General features: G+C 56.5%; 11 protein-coding genes and 1 tRNA gene. 4 read left to right on the top strand and 8 right to left on the bottom strand.

Annotation, left to right across the window (positions count from 1 at the left end):
• A complete protein-coding gene (locus tag GA0071314_RS11980) occupies positions 1–3,060 on the bottom strand; it encodes a sensor domain-containing phosphodiesterase (protein ID WP_074396860.1) in 3,060 nt (1,019 codons plus the stop codon).
• 153 nt (positions 3,061–3,213) lie between these two features.
• On the opposite strand from GA0071314_RS11980, the gene GA0071314_RS11975 reads away from it, so the two are divergent.
• The 4 genes from GA0071314_RS11975 to GA0071314_RS11960 all read left to right on the top strand — a co-directional run bounded on the left by GA0071314_RS11975 (position 3,214) and on the right by GA0071314_RS11960 (position 6,462).
• Positions 3,214–4,161 (top strand): AEC family transporter, encoded by a 948-nt coding sequence (locus GA0071314_RS11975; protein WP_074396859.1) that lies wholly within the window; start codon positions 3,214–3,216, stop codon positions 4,159–4,161.
• Positions 4,162–4,213: 52 nt separating this feature from the next.
• A tRNA-Arg gene (locus tag GA0071314_RS11970) sits at positions 4,214–4,290 on the top strand.
• A gap of 151 nt (positions 4,291–4,441) precedes the next feature.
• Positions 4,442–5,422: a GlxA family transcriptional regulator gene (locus GA0071314_RS11965; RefSeq protein WP_074396858.1), complete on the top strand. Its 981-nt coding sequence runs from the start codon at positions 4,442–4,444 to the stop codon at positions 5,420–5,422.
• Between the two features lie 104 nt (positions 5,423–5,526).
• Positions 5,527–6,462, top strand: coding sequence for an ABC transporter substrate-binding protein (locus tag GA0071314_RS11960; protein WP_074396857.1), 936 nt, complete (start codon positions 5,527–5,529; stop codon positions 6,460–6,462).
• 10 nt (positions 6,463–6,472) lie between these two features.
• Here GA0071314_RS11960 and GA0071314_RS11955 read toward each other — a convergent pair whose 3' ends face one another.
• The 7 genes from GA0071314_RS11955 to GA0071314_RS11925 all read right to left on the bottom strand — a co-directional run bounded on the left by GA0071314_RS11955 (position 6,473) and on the right by GA0071314_RS11925 (position 14,076).
• The gene (locus GA0071314_RS11955; RefSeq protein ID WP_074396856.1) at positions 6,473–7,294 is read right to left on the bottom strand and encodes an alpha/beta hydrolase; all 822 of its coding nucleotides are present in this window, start codon (positions 7,292–7,294) and stop codon (positions 6,473–6,475) included.
• Positions 7,295–7,317: 23 nt separating this feature from the next.
• Positions 7,318–7,773, bottom strand: a complete 456-nt coding sequence (locus GA0071314_RS11950; RefSeq protein WP_074396855.1) for a thioesterase family protein — start codon at positions 7,771–7,773, stop codon at positions 7,318–7,320.
• The gene (locus GA0071314_RS11945; RefSeq protein WP_074396854.1) at positions 7,773–8,726 is read right to left on the bottom strand and encodes an L-carnitine dehydrogenase; all 954 of its coding nucleotides are present in this window, start codon (positions 8,724–8,726) and stop codon (positions 7,773–7,775) included. Before GA0071314_RS11945 ends, GA0071314_RS11950 begins: the two co-directional genes overlap by 1 nt.
• Positions 8,723–9,616, bottom strand: coding sequence for a 3-keto-5-aminohexanoate cleavage protein (locus GA0071314_RS11940; protein WP_074396853.1), 894 nt, complete (start codon positions 9,614–9,616; stop codon positions 8,723–8,725). The genes GA0071314_RS11945 and GA0071314_RS11940 overlap by 4 nt, the downstream gene beginning before the upstream one ends.
• Positions 9,617–9,731: 115 nt before the next feature.
• Positions 9,732–10,904: a lipocalin-like domain-containing protein gene (locus tag GA0071314_RS11935; protein WP_074396852.1), complete on the bottom strand. Its 1,173-nt coding sequence runs from the start codon at positions 10,902–10,904 to the stop codon at positions 9,732–9,734.
• Positions 10,901–13,417 carry an ABC transporter permease gene (locus tag GA0071314_RS11930; protein ID WP_231896449.1) on the bottom strand — a complete coding sequence of 839 codons (2,517 nt, stop codon included), beginning with the start codon at positions 13,415–13,417 and terminating at the stop codon, positions 10,901–10,903. Before GA0071314_RS11930 ends, GA0071314_RS11935 begins: the two co-directional genes overlap by 4 nt.
• Positions 13,414–14,076: an ABC transporter ATP-binding protein gene (locus GA0071314_RS11925; protein WP_074396851.1), complete on the bottom strand. Its 663-nt coding sequence runs from the start codon at positions 14,074–14,076 to the stop codon at positions 13,414–13,416. The genes GA0071314_RS11930 and GA0071314_RS11925 overlap by 4 nt, the downstream gene beginning before the upstream one ends.
• Positions 14,077–14,221 lie beyond the last annotated feature (145 nt).

Genomic DNA, 14,221 nt, shown 5'->3' with positions numbered 1-14,221 from the left:
TCAACTTGTTAACTTCCACTGCTGCAACCATTGGGGGATATCCAACGCGGGCATGGGGCGGGCAATGCCATAGCCCTGGGCCAAGTGGCAGCCTAATGCCAGCAGCGCGCTAGCATGCGCCATTGTTTCGACGCCTTCTGCCAGGACCGGGCGTGAAAACTTTTTGGCTAGAAACACTATGCTTTCCACTATCGCCCGGTCATTCTGGCTGTCTAGCATATCGCGGACAAAGTCGCGGTCGACTTTGATCAGTTGCACGGGTAAATGGCGAAAATAGGCCAACGAGGAATAGCCTGTACCAAAGTCGTCAAGGGCAACGTCAATCCCTAATGCCTTGCAGGCAGATAGCACCGCCAATGCGGCCTGCATATCATCAAGCGTGGCCGACTCCAAAATTTCCAGTGATAACTGCCGTGGTTCAATGTGTGGGTAGGCGGCAAGCAAAGTCTGCAACTGCGGCAAGAAGCCGGGGTGCAATAAGTGCCGTGGGCTGATGTTCACGCTGATGGGCATGTAAATGGATTGCTGTTGCCAAAGCGTTTGCTGCTTGAGCGCAGTTTCGATGACCCACTCGCCGACGTCATATTCCAAATCAGTGCCTTCGACTAACGGCAGAAAAGCGCCTGGTGAGAGTAGGCCCTTTTCTGGGTGCTGCCAGCGGATTAGCGCTTCGACCCCAATCACACAGTGGGATTGAAGGTTAACCTGTGGCTGATAAAAAAGCACAAACTCTCCATTCTTTAAGCCATAGCGTATGGCATTGCGCTGCTTTTGTTTGCTGCGCGTGGATTGTTCTTCATCCGGGTTGTAAATGGCATTCTGTGCGGGCCCGAGGGTTTTTGCTTGGTAGAGGGCTTGGTACGCATGTCGGATAAGTGTGTCGGTGTCTACGTTGTCCTGCGGGTAGGTAGTCGTGCCCACGCAGGTGGTAATCTTGATAGCCTGGCCTGCTAAGTAAAATGTGTCGTGAATGCGGCGCTGTAAGCTGGCCGCGGTGATAGGTGGTTGCGTCACTACAGCGAATTCATCGCCGCTTAAACGCCCGCAGAACCCCGTGATGCCGGTTAGCCCCTCCAAACGTCTGGCGATGCCTGCCAGCACGTCGTTTCCCGCTTGATAACCGAGTAACTCATTGAGTCGTTTAAAATCATCTAGATTTAAAACATGAATGCTAACGGCATTGTCGTGCGTGGCCCCATCGGTATATTGAGCCAGTTGTTCTTTCACTAAACGCTGGTTGGCGAGCCCGGTTAGCTCATCAATATTGGCGGCTTTATACAGGGCTTCTTCGTGGGCTTTGGTGTCGCTAATATCGGACTGGATGGCAATAAAGCCTGCGTTACCGTTATCGCTATCGGGCAGCGGATTACAGCTGATATGCACCCAGTAGCGCGACCCATCCCGGCGATAATTGAGCACCTCCTCTTCAAAGCCGCGTTTCTGCTGGAGTGCTTTGGTAATCCTCGCAATCGTGGCTGGGTTAGTCTGCGGACCCTGCAATAGCTCTCCAGGTGTTTTGCCCAGCGCTTCGTCAAGTGTGTAACCACTTAAGCGGGTAAATCCTTCGTTGACCCACTCAATACGGCCTTGGGCATCGGTAATGACCACGCCGTTGCTGGTTTTTTTGGCCACCATCGAGAGACGGGAAATGGCAGTTTGGTCGTCTCGCTGCTGGCGGTTGATGCGAAGACTGTTCACCAGTTGCCCGATACTACCCAACAGCGGGGCTAGAAAATCTACTAGAGCCCTGTCGTAGTCATTGGGGCGGTTCGCCAAGCCAATCATGGCGATACAGTGGCCGTGCAAATGGATCGGCACCCCTAAAAAAGCTTTTAGCTGAGGATGGCCGGGAGGTAGCCCACCCCGCCGCGGGTCTTGGTCAGGCTGGTTGGCAATCACTACCTCCTCATGGCGCATCACATGGCCAAACAGCGTGTCCAGATTGCTGAAGATCATGCCATTGGGGGCATTTTGATCATAAAAACGGCGCGATTCGTCATCCCAGGTTATGTCGGTAATGGCATGGGCAACCAAGTAAGGGGCTTGTTGCTCATCTTTAAGAACTTCGCCAATAAAGCCATATTCGCTATCAGTCAGCGCCAGCAAATCGTCTAGCAGATGATTGAGCGCAGACGTGTTTTCTCTTTCATCAATAAAGCTTGCTTGGGCGCGCATAATCGCGCGCTCCAACGCCTGCTGCTTTAAAAGCTGGCTTTCGACGCGTTTGCGTGGCGTCACATCAATCATGGTGCCGATTAACTGAACAACGCTGCCGTTGACCATTATGGGATGGCCGGTAATACGAACCCAGCGCTGAAGTCCTTGCGGGGTGATCAGCTGAAAGGTGTCATTAAATGCTCGCTTGTGCTCAACCGCTGCATTCAACGCCTGAATTAAGCGTGCTTTATCCTCCTCGACGTAGACATTTAAGCGCTGGAATATATCAATATCGTCTTCTTCGCCAATGCCATATAGCTGGTTAATGACGTCATTCCAATGTGTGACGCGGCTAGGAATGTCCATCTCCCAAACGCCGATACCTGCTTTACTGGTGGCATGCTGGGCGCGAGACGTTAAGTGGTGCTCAAGCTTTAATACGACGCTAGTACCGAGCTGGGTTAAGAGCTCGCTCTGGGTGGTGGTTAACTGGCGTGGCACCGTGTCCATCACGCAGAGCGAACCAATCGCGTAGCCGTTTTCAGTTATTAAGGGCATTCCTGCATAGAAGCGGATGCCTGGGGGCTGAGTGACCAGTGGGAGCCGCTGAAAACGGCGGTCTTGTTGAGTATCAGGAACTTCGAGAAGCGAGGCTGACGAGAGAGTGTGAGTGCAGAATGAATGCTCACGTTGGGTGAAGCTTACGGCGTTGCCATACTTGCTTTTGCACCATGTTTGGTGCTCGTCGACCAGGGTAATTAACGCCATAGGGGCCTGGCAAAGCGTGGCGGCCAAGCGAGTGATGCGGTCAAGCTCAGGATCCGCAGAGCGATCACCCAAGGTGTAGCGTTTTAGTGTAAACAAACGCTGCGCTTCATTATGGCTTCCGAGGAGTGATACCATGGGTAACCTGTCTGTTATATGCGCGTTTTGGAACACTTTCTCTTATGCTGCCATCGCTGTCCAGCCAGTCGATAAATCTCCGTCAACGGTACGGTAGAGTATAAGCAGATGCAGCGCCTTAATATTTGAATTCAGCAAAAGAGATTGTTGACCGTGAGTCTATTTGAGCTGTTTGCCCGCACGCTTGATGTCACCCTGCCTGTTTTTGCCATGGTATTTGTAGGTTTAGGTTTAAAGCGGCTTGGCTGGATAGACAGAGCATTCGTGACGACCGCTTCTGCCTTAGTCTTCAAAGCCACCTTACCGACATTGATTTTTTTAAGCTTGATAAAAGCTGACTTGGCTGTGGCGTTGGATGTGCCGCTCTTGGTGTTCTTCGCGTTGGCGACCCTGTGCCAATGTGCCTTGAGTTGGGGCTGGGCGAGCTTCCGGGTCCCGCGTGAAGAACGCGGTGTGTACGTTCAGGGAGCCTTTCGCGGTAATTGTGGCGTGGTGGGGCTGGCTTTGGCCGCGGGCATGTATGGCAACTATGGTCTTTCGGCGGGAAGTCTATTATTAGGCGTTGTCATTGTGACGTATAACGTACTCTCGGTGGTGGTGCTGGCAATGTATCAACCCGGTCAGGCAACGGATTGGCGCAGCCTGCTCTGGAAAATTTGCACCAACCCGTTGATCATCGCCGTGTTGGCCGCCTTGCCATTCACCGCATGGTCAGTTCAGTTGCCCCGTTGGTTAATGACATCAGGTGATTATTTTGCTTCTCTTACGTTGCCGCTGGCGCTGATTTGCATCGGGGCGACCCTGTCGGTGAGAAGCCTGCGAGAAAGCCAGCAGGTCGCGTTAAGTGCCAGCGTAATGAAGATGGTTATTCTTCCGGTATTGTCGACCGGAGCTGCCTGGTTTGCAGGTTTTTCGGGCCGCGAACTAGGCTTGCTATTCCTGTTCTTTGCTAGCCCCACAGCAGCCGCAAGCTTTGTAATGGTCAAGGCGATTGGTGGCAATTTCTCGTTAGCAGCGAACATCATTGCCATTACCACCCTGATGGCAAGCGTGACGGTTACCGCCGGTATTTTCGCGCTGCGGCTGCTCGGCTGGATATAGCGCATTGCCTTGGCCTACGTTGGCCTAAGCGTTATACTGCCGCTCCTCATAAGTCCCTGTAGCTCAGTAGGATAGAGCAGCCGCCTCCTAAGCGGCAGGTCGCAGGTTCGACTCCTGCCAGGGACGCCACGTCATTCTATTTGCCTATCCTTTAGTGATTAACCCATATTTTGCCACTCTGACACTATCTCCGTTCACTATGTCTCGCTGACGTTGGCTGCGTAACGCGCTAGGCTATAGACGCTTTTTGATACCAACATAATGACCGTGGGCATTTTTTATGCGTCTAAGTTATCAGGGCCCGTTGCCTGAAATGGTCGGTTTTTTGCTGCTGCCGCAGTTTTCGATGATGGCCTTCTTTGCCGCGGTCGAACCGCTGCGCATTGCGAATCGTATTGCCAATCGCCCACTGTTTGATTGGACATTGATTAGTGCTGACGGCGGGCCGGTAACCGCGTCGAATGGCATGACGCTGATGGCGGATCAGGCTACTCGAGAGGTCCACCATTTGCCGTCGCTGGCGGTATGCAGTGGTTTCACTCCCGAGGCGCATCTTACTCGGCCGTTAATGGCGTGGCTTCATCAGTTAGATAAGGCGGGCTGCTGTTTGGGCGGTATTGATACCGGCGCTTTTTTGCTTGCCGCTACCGGGCTGCTAAAGCACGAGCGGGTGGCGCTGCACTGGGAAAGTCTGCCCGCTTTTCGCGAGCGCTTTCCGGGTATTGATACCACCGATGAGTTGTACGAGTTGGGCGAGCGTCGTTTCTCCTGCGCCGGTGGAGCGGCGGCGATGGATATGGCGCTGGAAGTGATTGCACGGCGGCATGGTGCGAAATTGGCTATCGATGTGTCTGAGCAGCTTATTCATGACCGCATTAGAACCCGCAGCGACCAGCAGCGCATGGCATTGGTGAAACGCTTGGGCACTCACAACCGCCGTGTTGTGGAGGCAGTGGCACTGATGGAGCAGAACCTTGAGGAGCCGCTGACGCTTGAAGAGATGGCTCGTCGTGTGGATGTGTCGGTGCGGCAGTTGCAGCGTCTCTTCGAACAAGAATTGAATGCCACCCCGCGTCAATGGTATTTGCAGCTGCGCATTAAGCGCGCACGGCGGCTGTTGGCAGAAACCGATTTGGCGGTGCTGGCGGTGGGGTTGGCGTGTGGTTTCAGTTCATCGTCCAGCTTTTCGCGTGCGTTTCGCGCCTACTATGGCCTCTCACCACGGCAAGTGCGTTGCGCAACAGAAGAAAAAGACGCTTAACGCCTGGGCGGCGTTTAATGACTAGTAAGTGTCGGCTAATGGCTACTAGTTGGCAGCAAGGCGCGCATACTGGCTATACCTAATTAATAAGAGGTTTTAGCCCTATGTCTACCACTGCCAAGTCTTTATCGTTAAAAGCCGGTTTCTTATTCTCTACGTTTGCCGCCGCTCCTGCCATGGCGGAGCTTGATGAGGTGCGTTTTGGGGTGCCGCCGTGGCCTGGCGTTACCGTCAAGTCGGAAGTGGCGGCGCAACTCATGGAGGCCATGGGCTATGAAACACGCCAGCGCGAGTTGGCGGTAAGCGTCATTCTTGAAGGTTTAACCCGTGACGACATTGATGTCTATTTAGGCGGCTGGTACCCGGTTCAAACCGATATGGTGGAGCCGTTGGTGGCCGATGATAAAGTCGAAAAGCTGGTTTCCAATATTCAAGGCGCCAATTCAGGATTGGTAGTGCCTCAGTATGTCTATGACGCCGGGGTTACGTCGGTAGCCGACCTGGATGCCCATCGTGACCGTTTCGATGGTGAAATTCAGGGTATCGAGGCGGGTACCGGCATTAATGAAGCAATACTCAAGGCGATAGATAACGACAGTGCAGGGCTAGGTGATTGGGATCTGCGCGAGAGCTCCACATCCGCCATGCTCGCCCAGGCCGAGCAAAAAATGGCCGATGAAGAGTGGGTGACGTTTGTCGGCTGGGAGCCCCACTGGATGAACGTGAGCTTTGATTTAGCGTATCTTGAGGATGCCGACGATTCCGGTGTCGCGCAAATCGAAAGCACCGTTTGGACGATTGTGCCCACTAGCCTAGCAGAGCAAGACCCTCAGCTACATCGTTTCCTCTCTCAATACGAAGTGGCGATCGGCGATCAAAACGACTGGGTGCACGAGTATAGCTACGAAGAACGCCCGGCGGATGAGGTTGCGCGTGAGTGGATTGGCAACAACTTAGACACTGTCGCCGAATGGCTAGACGGCGTCGAGACCCGCGAAGGCGAGTCCGCCATTGAGCAAGTGCGGGCTGACTATCCATAACCCTTAACGTCTAGTCGGCAAGACGTTTGCGAAGCGCCTGGCAGAAATCCTGCCAGGCGTTTTGCATTGAAGGCAGCAGCGCATGAGCGTGTAGGGTGCCGTGGACCATTTGCAGAGCGCAGCGATAGCCAACCGACGCACCCGCCTCCTGCCAGTGGGCCACTGCGGCTTCTATAGGCCGTGTTAATGGGTCGTGCTCCACCGTGAGGACTTCAATACTCGTGGAAGGAGGGCTGTGATCCCGCTGGGTAGCGATGATTGCAGGCAACTGCTGGCAAATGCCTAACACGTCATTTCGTGAGAGAAGTGCAGCGTCCTCGCCCAGACAGGCTGGCGAAAGCTCGCCAACGGGTGGATAGATTAACCCCAATGGCGGTGCTGTGTTGAGGCTATGCGCCAAATCTATCGCAAGCCGCCCACCGGCGCTGTCACCCACCAGCGCAATCGGTTGAATCGCTTCTAGCACCGCTTGGCAGTCTGCCAGCATGGCGGGGTAATCTACTTCTGGCGCAAGCCGGTAGCTCACGCTGACCACTTCACGTTCAAGCCGCTGGACCAAGCTGGCGGCAGGGCCGTGATGGCTTTCTACAGAGCCAATGGTAAAGCCGCCGCCATGGATAAACAGAACGCAGCCTGGTGTTCGCTGTTGGGGGATCAATCGGCGCACGCCCACACCATCCAAAACGCTATTTTCAACCCGCATACCGTCTGGGTCGGGTGGGGCGAACGTGCGGCAAAGCTTGTCATAGGCGCGCCTCGACTGGGGCAAGGGGAGCTCCTCCATCACGGTGAGCCCTGCGCTAAAGCGTTGAATAAAAGCGTCTATGTGCATGGCATTTGTATATCTTTTATAGCCTAGCGTCGGATGCCGATAGTGCGGCCTGCCAACTCGGGCCACGCCTCACTATTGGCTTTGGGCAGTTCTTCGATGCGGTTCGCAATTTTCGTTGGAAACGGACTTGGCCGCCCTGATGCTTGCTTCATGCCCATCAGCATCTGCTCGCTGGACGCCAGCAGATTGCCCTCATCATCAAGCATGGCGAAAAACACGTGCAGGCGTTTTGTATCGCTATCGAGCAGCGTTAGGTCCACATCAAGCGCCTGACCTTGGTGGGCTTCGCGGCGATAACAAAGATGGGTTTCCAAGGTGTAAATCGTATAGCCGTAGTGTTGGCGGCCTGCTTCATCCAGCCCGATTTGATCGATCAGCGCTTCACAGGCCTGGGAAAAGACGCGGGCGTACTCCGCGTCGTTCATATGGCCGTTGTAGTCGACCCATTCGGCTGCGACATGGGTTTTATAGATGATCATCAGATGCGTCCTTTTAGGCCTTCGGCTTCGGGCCAGTACTTTTGCACTACTTCCAACAGCTCGACTAAAAAGTCATCCCGGCGGCGATCCAGCGAAGCGACTGAACGGCCTGCCGCCTGGTGCTCACAGCCTTCCACCACCTTGTCAATCAGCTCGTCGGTGAGTTCTGGGGCTTCCAGCTTGGTCCAGGGCAGTTTTAACGCGGGGCCAAACTGCTCCAGCATATGGCGCATGCCAGGCTCGCCACCGGCCAAGTGGAAGGTCAAGAAGGTGCCCATTAGCGGCCAGCGTAGCCCGCAGCCGTAAACTACGGCGGCGTCGATCTCTTCGGTGGTCGCCACGCCATCGTTGACCAAATGCAGGGCTTCGCGCCACAGCGCTTCCATCAAGCGGTCGGCAATGTGGCCCTCTATTTCACGACGTACCACCAGCGGGCGCATGGCGAGCGTCTGATAAAGCGACTGCGCACTGGCAATCTGCGCCGGTTGGGTGGCCTCGCCTCCCACAAGCTCCACCAGCGGCAGTAAATATACCGGGTTGAAGGGGTGAGCGACGATCACGCGCCCGGGCGCTTGTTGGCACTGCTGCTGCAGGTCGCTAGGTTTAAAGCCAGAAGTTGACGAGCCGATGATGATCTTCGGTGCGGCAGCGGCGTCAATGGCGGCCAGAATCTCCTGCTTGAGCGCCAGGCGTTCGGGAACGTTTTCCTGAATCAGATCGGCGTCGCTTACGGCCTCTTCAATCGTTGCCACAAACGTTAGCCGCTCAGGGCTTGCCTCCGGCGCTAGGCCGAGCTGAGTTAACGAGGGCCAGGCGTTGTCGATAAACGCGCGGGTGCGCGCTGGCGCTTCAGACGCTGGGTCAAACGCGACGACGTCCCAGCCTTGGGCGAGGGCACGGGCAATCCAGCCGTTGCCGATCACGCCGGTGCCAATAACGGCTAAGCGGCTCATGCGTCACCTCCTGACGGGTCGCGAAGCGTGAGATGGGCGCGGGTTTCAGCAGGTGTCATGACGTGGGCGCCGAGGTTCTCAATAATCGTCGAGGCTTTCTCTACCAGTTGGCCGTTATTGGCCAATACGCCTTTCTCTAAAAACAGATTATCTTCCAGCCCGACCCGAGCGTGTCCCCCCAGTAGCACTGCTTGGGCGACCATGGGCATTTGATGGCGACCAATGCCAAAGGCCGCCCAGTTAGCATTAGCGGGTAATTTGTTGCGCATGGCCAGCATGGTTTCGGTGTCGGCTTCGGCCCCCCAGGGGATACCCAGACAGAGCTGATAGAGCGGGTCGCCGTCGATCAAGCCTTCTTGCTGAAGCTGGCGGGCAAACCAGACGTGACCTAGGTCAAAGCACTCCAGCTCCGGCTTTACCCCCGCAGCTTGCACCAGGCGGGCGTGCTCGCGCAGCCAGTCAGCCGGGTTGACGTAAACCATATCGCCAAAATTGAGGCTGCCGCAGTCCAGAGTGCACAGCTCGGGAAGTAGCTCACCCACGGGCGCATGGCGTTCGGCGGGCGTTTGAATATCGGTCCCAGGGCCGCCACGAGTCGGGTCTTGGGCATCCGGAATCCAGTCGCCGCCGCCGCCAGCGGTGATGTTCATCACGATATCCACATCCGCCTCGCGAACGCGCTCCATCACTTCGCGGAAATGGTCGGTCGAGTGGCTGATGCCACCGGTTTCCGGGTCGCGAACGTGGATATGCGCGATGCTGGCGCCTGCGCGTGCAGCGTCAATGCAGGAGGCTGCGATAGCCTTGGGCGAAACGGGAACGTTGGGGTTTTTGGCGGTGGTATCACCCGCGCCAGTAACGGCACAGGTGAGAATGACATTGCGATTCATGGCGCGCTCTCTAGTAAGTCGTTTATCCACGTACTAGTGTGTCGCGGTGTGCGGTAAAAAATTGTCGAAAAGCGTCATTAGCTATACAAAATACGCTGCTATGTTGGCTTTTCTTTTAATACCCCGTCATCTCAAGATACCCCTCGCCAAGCGGTTCGCCGCTGGCGTGGTCGTTGACCACTACTTCGCCTTCCCAGTAGGGCACGCTGGTGGTCATCCAGCGGTCGGCGTGGGGCGCTTCGATATGCATATCAAGACCTGCCGACGGCACTTCTAAGCGCCAGCGGGTAGGTACGTCACGACCAGCGACTGCCGAGGTTGCCAGTGGTGTTAGCGTAAGGTCGTCTGTTGCCAAAGGTGTGGCGTCGCCTTGGGGAGAAATCCAGGTGCCAGAGCGATAGTCAGTGCCTGGCTCTTTTTCGGAGTCACCGCCGCCACGTAGCTGAAACGCCATCAGCTTATGGCCGTCATCAAGGTGGATCGAGAACCAGTCCCAGCCGGATTGACGGGCATCGAGGAGTTGGCTGCTCCATTCGCGATCCAACCAGCCGCGGCCACTCACCGTTTTGGTTTCACCATTGAGGGTGACGTCGCCTTCTATTTGCCAGAAGGGCTGGCTGTAATACATCGATCCTTGGCCGTTGGCGGCTTTTTGGCTGAACCCCTTGTTACCGTGCAACACGAGCGGTCCCTCGGCAGTAAGTTCCAGGGTATAGCCAAATCGCGACTCGCCTTCTCCGCTGTAAGCGGTGAGCGTTAGGTGGTTGAAGGCTGTGTTGTCGGCTTCTTCGCTCGCTTTGAGCTGCCAGTCATCCAGCCAAGCCTGAAACGGGCTAGCTGTTACGCCCGCTTGGGCATCGTGTGTTTGAGAAAGGCCCGCTTGAGAGTGACTGCGCCCAAAGCGTTCGGCCACCTGGTGCTGCTCGCCTTGGGAAATCGCCATGTGGGCCATCCAGAGCTGGTCAGCAGCCCAGGGCGTGGGTTCGGGGCGTTCGCTGGGCGGCATGAGGGCCTGCCGGAAGAGCGTCCACTGCAGGCCTAACGGTTTACCTGTGTCATCTTCCAAATTGGCAGTGAGGTACCACCATTCAATACGGTAATCCGGGTGGGCGGCATGTGCTTGTGGGAAATCGTCTGAAACGTTAAGCGCTTGGTTAGGTTGGGCGTGTTGAAAACCATCGGCGTCTTCTCCTAAACCGGCGAAGCCTGCGTTATTTGCAGTGTTATCACCATTGTCACAGCCGCTTAGACTCAACGTGATCAGCATTAGCAGCAGTCGGCGGTTCATTGCTGTACCTCTTCGGCCAGCAGTGCTCGCGGCGAGGCTCGCCAGAACCTTAGCGCGGGTAGGGTGGCTGCCAATAGCGCCACGCCGATCGCAGTGGCAAGGGTAACGGCCATTTCCCAGGGAAACAGATAAAGCGGCAGCCGCCAGCCGAACGCGGCAACATTAATGATCGCAACTAATCCCCAGGTAATGGCAATGCCAAGTGGAATGGCAAGCAGGCCAGTGACCAGCGCGGCTCCGCCCAACTGCGCGAGGGTCAACTGGGCCAACTGGGACCGGGGCACCCCCAGTGCCCAGAGAGGCGCTAACTGTTGGCGTCGGTTGCGTGCCTGGGCCAACAGGCTGGCGAATAGCGCCAGTGCCGCCACCGCTAAGGTCAACATATTAAGGGCGCGGGTAATGGTAAAAGTGCGTTCAAAAATCTCGGTGGCAATGCGTTTGACCTCGCGTTGATTGCTGAGCGCATCGCTACCCAGATTAAACTGCTCAAGGAGGGCGTTACCCAGCGCCTCCTCATCGGCGTCGTCACGCAATACCAACCCCATCGAACTGGGCGGCGCATTAAACCTTGCGGCAAGCTGGGGAGAGGCCATGAGTACTTGGCTGCTAGGATTGCCGTAGTCTGGGTAGATCGCAGCAATCGTTAGCGTTTCATTGGCGCCTGGGGCGCTCAGGGTTAGCCGATCTCCGGGCGTTAGGTTCTCGGCGATGGCAAGCTGTTCATTGATAAATATCGCACCTTCAGTAAAGGCCTGCCAAGCAGAGGCGCGGTCTGATTGCGTCGCTAGCAGCGGCCAATGGGGCGTGAGTGATTCGCCAGGGGTAATGCCGAAAAGCTCAATAGGGGTGCCTATTGAACGCTCTCCCTCGGGCGTATTAGCCGACATGAGGGTGGTGTCACTACTCCGGGTGAGCAAACGCTCGGTCACTTCGGGTCGATCCGCGAGCCAGGCGTCAATGTCAGCGTATTGCTCGGCGGGGGCGTTTACATACAGAGGCGCGACCAAGCGCTGGTCAAGCCAGTCTAAAAAGGTGAGCCGAAAACCACCCACCATGCTGCTGACCCCCAGGTTGGTCGCCAATGCTATGAGTAGTGCCATCATGGCCAGCGACAGCCTGGGCAGTTGAAGTTGCATATCCGCAAGTGCCCAGTGAATCAGTGGGCGGCGCTTAGTAAGGTGACTCAGTCCTTTAAGAGCCAGCGCTAAAAAGGGCGGTAACAACAGAGCGCTGGCCAGCAGCAGTGCGGCAATCAGCCCAAAGCCTGCCACTAAGCCATCGCCAGGGCGCTGAAAATGTAGCCAGCCGTAAAATGCGAATGCCAGACCCACGGCGAGTGCGCCGCTAATGCTCATTAGTGTTAATTGCCGCCGGTAACCGCTACGCCAGGCCTGCATCTGGCCGATTTCCAATACGTTCAAGCGTGCGGCACGCCATAGCACGCCGCTGCCCGCTAGTAATAGCCCGGCAAGGCTAACCGCAAGCCCGCCCACCCAGTAATGCCAGGGTAAGTTAAGCGATTGCCCGACCCCTGCGTCATAGAGTGCACCCAGGGTTGCCGCGACATCCGGGAGTAACAAACGTGCCAGCCATACGCCGCTGGCAATGCCGGCAAGTGCTCCGATCAGGCCAAGCAGGATCAGCTCTAAGCAGAGCGCCAGGACCAGGCTGCGACCTGAAACCCCCAGCACGCGCAGGGTGCGCAGCATGCCGAGACGCTGCTCCAAGGCAAGCCCCAGTGCGGCTTGAACAATAAACAGTCCAACCACCCAAGCGAGCAGCCCCAGCGCGGTGAGGTTGAGATGAAAGCTCTCGGTAAGCTGGCCGGGTGACGCAAGGCTACTGGCGCGGGTGAGTGTTAACCCCTGGGGAGCTTTAGCAAGCGCGCCTGGAGCGGCCACGAGGTGCGTTATGTCTGTGCCGCTTTCGAGTAATCGCGCCGCCGCAGCAATATCCATGATCAGCGTGTTGGGCGGTAAGCTGGGAGTTAAAACCAGTGGGGGGAGCGGTTTGCCATCCGCCAGCGCTGGGGTGGCGCCTGTCGCGTATTTACGTGCTACCCCCACTGCCGTTAGGGCGTCCGGGGCGATACGGGTTTGCCAAGGAGGCGTTAGGAAATCGGTTAGCGATGCAGAAGAGCCTGTTTGGGCCAGCGGGTTATCGCTTGGCAGGGTCAGCGGATCAATGCCGATTAGCGTCAGCCTTGTGCCGTCTTGGGTGATCAATTCGCCTTCTAACATGGGCGATACCGACAGGCCCGCCTGACGAAGGGCAAGATAGTCGTCGCGGGTAAGGGGCGCACCATCGCGACGCTCAAGCCGGTCGAGTTGAGTGTCAAACAGCGCATCGGCGCGGGCGTAGCTGTCGCGTGCCGTGGCGTTGATGGCTTGGATACCGCTCCACAAAGCGCTGGCGACCCACAGGCCGAGCAGTAACATCGCCAACTGGCCCGGATGACGTCGATAGTGGGTAAGCAGGGTTGCCAATACCGTGGGCAGTCCTTTGCTCATCATATTGCGCTAATCAATTGGCCGTGGCGCAGGCGCAGGCATCGGTCAAGCGGGGCGGCGACTTGTGGACTGTGGGTTACGACCAGTAGCGCACACTGGGTTTCTCGAATCAGGCTTAGTAGTAGTTCAAGCACCTCATTAGCGGTCGTCTCGTCCAAGTTGCCCGTGGGTTCGTCGGCGAGTAACAGAGGGGGGCGCGGCGCCAGGGCGCGGCCAATTGCCAAGCGCTGCTGTTGACCGCCCGAGAGCTGTTCTGGGTAACGTTTTTCCAGCCCTTTAAGGCCTAGCCGCTCTATCAAGTGGCCAGACCAGTCGGCATCGTCGCGCTTGGCCAAGCGGGCCTGTAAGCGCAAGTTGTCGATGACCGATAGGCTGGGGACTAAGTGAAATTGCTGAAACACCAAGCCCAGCGTCTCGCGGCGCAAGCGAGCGCGCTCCATCTCTGATAGAGACGCAACGTTTTCACCTGCGAGTGTGATGTGGCCTTGGTCGGGCAGGTCCAAACCTGCGGCAAGATGCAGCAGGGTGGATTTTCCGCTCCCCGACTCACCCATTAGCGCCAAGCTTTGGCCGGCGGTCAGGTTAAGTGAGACATTTTCCAGTACCTGTAGCGGCCCTTGAGGTGTCGAGTAGCTTTTATATACCTGATGAAATTCCAGCATGGGGTACTCAAATTATTTATTGAGCCCACTTTAGCTAACTCCACAACATCTGGCACTGGGCGACCAAAGTATAAGCGCGAAGGGGTTTCTCTATTTCCTCCATACTACCATACTAGTCACATCAGAAGTGGCCGCCAGTCGTCAC

This window comes from Halomonas sp. HL-93, assembly GCF_900086985.1.
In the GTDB taxonomy this organism is placed as follows: domain Bacteria; phylum Pseudomonadota; class Gammaproteobacteria; order Pseudomonadales; family Halomonadaceae; genus Vreelandella.
The sequence above is the reverse complement of the archived record's forward strand: the minus strand, read 5'-3'. Positions and strand labels throughout refer to the sequence as shown.

Bases quoted from the DNA above. Each gene is read 5' to 3' on its own strand.
- GA0071314_RS11980 (WP_074396860.1), bottom strand. From the start codon at position 3,060: ATGGTATCACTCCTCGGAAGCCATAATGAAGCGCAGCGTTTGTTTACA.
- GA0071314_RS11965 (WP_074396858.1), top strand. From the start codon at position 4,442: ATGCGTCTAAGTTATCAGGGCCCGTTGCCTGAAATGGTCGGTTTTTTG.
- GA0071314_RS11960 (WP_074396857.1), top strand. From the start codon at position 5,527: ATGTCTACCACTGCCAAGTCTTTATCGTTAAAAGCCGGTTTCTTATTC.
- GA0071314_RS11955 (WP_074396856.1), bottom strand. From the start codon at position 7,294: ATGCACATAGACGCTTTTATTCAACGCTTTAGCGCAGGGCTCACCGTG.
- GA0071314_RS11950 (WP_074396855.1), bottom strand. From the start codon at position 7,773: ATGATCATCTATAAAACCCATGTCGCAGCCGAATGGGTCGACTACAAC.
- GA0071314_RS11945 (WP_074396854.1), bottom strand. From the start codon at position 8,726: ATGAGCCGCTTAGCCGTTATTGGCACCGGCGTGATCGGCAACGGCTGG.
- GA0071314_RS11940 (WP_074396853.1), bottom strand. From the start codon at position 9,616: ATGAATCGCAATGTCATTCTCACCTGTGCCGTTACTGGCGCGGGTGAT.
- GA0071314_RS11935 (WP_074396852.1), bottom strand. From the start codon at position 10,904: ATGAACCGCCGACTGCTGCTAATGCTGATCACGTTGAGTCTAAGCGGC.
- GA0071314_RS11930 (WP_231896449.1), bottom strand. From the start codon at position 13,417: ATGATGAGCAAAGGACTGCCCACGGTATTGGCAACCCTGCTTACCCAC.
- GA0071314_RS11925 (WP_074396851.1), bottom strand. From the start codon at position 14,076: ATGCTGGAATTTCATCAGGTATATAAAAGCTACTCGACACCTCAAGGG.